Annotated in this window: 1 protein-coding gene; it reads right to left on the bottom strand. The window is 66.3% G+C overall.

Annotated features, from left to right (window positions below):
- Positions 1 to 357: 357 nt before the first annotated feature.
- Positions 358 to 703, bottom strand: a 346-nt coding sequence (locus HUK84_RS21480) for a uracil-DNA glycosylase family protein (protein WP_281362891.1), incomplete at its 5' end; no start/stop codon positions are given.

Below are 703 nucleotides of genomic sequence, written 5' to 3'. Positions count from 1 at the left end.
GCCCCGTCCGAACGGGTGCCCGTCCGGCGTCTGGGCGGTCGCGCCCTGGGCACGCAGCGGACAGAAGGCCGCGCCAGCCAGAAAGGCCGCGCCGGCCAGCAGGGCCCGGACCGCGAACTGTGGGGGGGTGTGTGTTATCCCTCGCATGGCCGAGGGGCGTCTAAGGGGTTATGCGCCGAAAAGCAACCCTTTTTGGGGCGGGGTGCCAGTATGACGCCAGAACAGAAAATTAAACGCCAGGAAAAACTGCCATTTAGCGCCTGTCATCGTCAGTGAATAAATCGTGTGTTTCGGCGCAATAGACACGGTTTTCGCCTTGGTTCGAACATAGTTCCGGCGGTGTCGCGCCATATTGTTTCAGGGTGTTTGCTTGTCCTGATCCAGTGTTGTGCGCAGCAACAGAATGTCCTTCCATGCGTCGCGCCGGGCGGCCGCGCTGGCGGTCAATTGAGACGGATGGCGCATCGGCAGCACGGGCAGTTTCTCGGCCGATCCGGGCACGGTCATCGCGCGCCAGCGTCCGCGCAGGCGGGCGATGCCGCCCTGTTCGCCGGTCAGCAGCCGGGTGGGCGTATTGCCCATCAGCAGGACCCGCCGCGGGGCGGCCAGGACGATCAGCCGGTGCAGGAACGGCGCGCAGATCCGCAATTCGGCCGCCGAGGGCGGGCGTTCGCCCGGCGGCCGCCAGGGAATCACCGGCGCC

This window comes from Nguyenibacter vanlangensis (assembly GCF_013376155.1).
Taxonomy (GTDB): Bacteria; Pseudomonadota; Alphaproteobacteria; order Acetobacterales; family Acetobacteraceae; genus Gluconacetobacter; species Gluconacetobacter vanlangensis.
Note: the sequence above shows the minus strand (reverse complement) of the source record. Positions and strands in the feature narration are given on the sequence as shown.